This is a genomic window from Rugamonas violacea, from assembly GCF_016461825.1.
Classification (GTDB): domain Bacteria; phylum Pseudomonadota; class Gammaproteobacteria; order Burkholderiales; family Burkholderiaceae_D; genus Rugamonas.
In genome coordinates, this window is the sequence record NZ_JAEMNU010000161.1 from 1 (window position 1) to 2,071 (window position 2,071).

The following is a 2,071-nucleotide window of genomic DNA, read 5'->3' on the forward strand; positions in this document are numbered from 1 at the left end:
CGGGCTTTGAACCCTTGACAAAGCGTTTTGTTTGTCAGTTGCGAAGAAGGAAGAGTATGCAGCGTTTCGGCCATTTCGTCAACCCCCTCTTTTCCCCCGTTGCACTCTGCGCCGCGATCATTTGCGTGCTCCGTTTGCGGGGAGGCGAACTATAACAAAGCCTGCGGAAAACCACCAGCCAATTCTTCGGTTAATTGCGATTTGCAGTAAACATCATGCGGACAGTCCCGGACGGTGACAGCCCTCCATTAGCGCAAACGCAACGTTCTAAAAAATAAACTAGAAAAACGATAATCTTATAAATTTAATACGTAAAATAAATTGGCTTCTGGTGTGTCCTTGTGTCGCACGGATTTCGCGGCATGCTATCGACCCGCCCGGGCACACCGTGATGTCCCATCCATCAAAGGAGACAGCAAGCATGCCATTCACACTCCATCCCAGCCTTCAAGCCAAACCGACCCTGCTCCGGGTATTGATCTGTGCAAGCCTGAGTCTTGGCAGTCCGCCCCTGCTCGCCCAGGCATCGTCCGCAGCAATGAGCGGACCAGCAATGCAAGCAAGTGCAGATCTCGCGCAATTTGTTCAGCACAATCTGCAAACACGCATCGGAGGCTTGCCGCAAGAGTTTCCACTCGATATAGCCGATATCCAAGATCTGAAGGATGCCAAAATTGGCTATGGCTTCCAGGTCTACACCATCTATCCCGGCGACATTCTGGCCGGACGAGGCGAGCTACGCTCGATGGCCAAGCCAACCGGTATCTGGCGATTTTCCATCACCCTGAACGGGCGTTCGATCGGCTTGGCCACGGTGGAACAAGTCGCCGGCAAATGGGAGACCGTGGCTTACGGCGCGGCCGTACTGGCCAAGGATCTCGACGCATCGCTGTTCGCCTATGCCAACAACGATCGATCCAATGTGCGGTTCATCCGCATCTACCAGGCGCAATCCGATTTTCTGGAAGTGGTCTCCGCAACGGATGCGAAAACCCGCTTTGCACCGCTGTATTCCGCGCGCCAATCCTTGCTATTCAAGCAAAAGGCGGACCGGAATAGCACCGATGCCCGCACCTCAAGCGAGGAGCTACTTGAATCCCACGAGCTGCTTGCACCGCTAAGAGCTGCGGTCAGTAAAAACATGGATGCCAGCCGCTAACCTTATGCTCGCCGGAGCAACTCCGGAAAAGGAGATCCACATGAAAAAACAACTGAACTATGCCTTACTCGGCGCCAGCCTGCTGCTCACCACATCAGTCGCCCTAGCCCAGTCAAAAACACTCAACATTCCCCTGGTCACGCAGGAACATAGCCAATGGTGCTGGGCGGGCTCCAGCAAAGCTGTGCTGAATTTTTACGCGAAAACGCCCAGCCAGTGCCAAATCGTCAACTGGGCATTCGGCCTGAACTACGCCTGCGGCAACAATGTATTCAACTGGAACAGCAATGCCAACCAGCCCAATAGTATGTACGGCAGCAATGGTAGCGTACAGGGCATCTTGAACGCTTGGGGCGTGGGCAATAGCGCCTACAGCGTCGCCTCTTCTTGGAATAGCGTCGTGGCCGACATCAATGCGAATCGGCCCTTCGTCATCCGCTACGGCTGGACCAGTGGCGGTGGGCATATCATGGTGGGGCGCGGCTATGAAAGCGTGAACGGCGTAAATTACCTCTACATCATGAATCCTTGGCCGGGGGAGGGGCAGACCTATCGCAGCTATAACTCCGCAGTGTCAGCGTCCGACCATAAGTGGACACACACCCAGCGCATGAACATCAACGGATAAGCCGCATCCGCATCCGACGGCGCGCTTGGGGAGCGCTGAATGCAGTCCCCGCCCCGCCTGCCTTGGCCGGGGCGCGCCTGAGCGCAACCAAGCTAGTCGCCGGATGATTCATTTTGTTTAAAAACGCATCATTTTTTTACGCGCAATCTAAATATGCCTATACTGGTTTCTCCTTAGCTCTCCTGCAGGGTGCTGCGTATTCCGGCGAACGTGACCGGTCATTCCGGGGAACGTGACCGCTGCGCATGAGATGGCGTTACGCGGTCAAATTCTAATCCCTGCGG

Annotated in this window: 2 protein-coding genes; both read left to right on the forward strand. The window is 55.0% G+C overall.

Going from position 1 to position 2,071, the window contains the following annotated elements; genetic code table 11:
- The first annotated feature begins 421 nt into the window (after positions 1-421).
- Entirely contained in the window at positions 422-1,159 is a 738-nt protein-coding gene (locus H7U20_RS29575; protein WP_199762719.1) for a hypothetical protein, read from the forward strand.
- 40 nt (positions 1,160-1,199) lie between these two features.
- Entirely contained in the window at positions 1,200-1,787 is a 588-nt protein-coding gene (locus H7U20_RS29580) for a C39 family peptidase (RefSeq protein WP_199762720.1), read from the forward strand.
- Positions 1,788-2,071: the final 284 nt, after the last annotated feature.

Excerpts from the sequence above, each read along its gene's own strand:
- H7U20_RS29580 (WP_199762720.1), top strand. The coding sequence starts at position 1,200 with ATGAAAAAACAACTGAACTATGCCTTACTCGGCGCCAGCCTGCTGCTC.
- H7U20_RS29575 (WP_199762719.1), top strand. The coding sequence starts at position 422 with ATGCCATTCACACTCCATCCCAGCCTTCAAGCCAAACCGACCCTGCTC.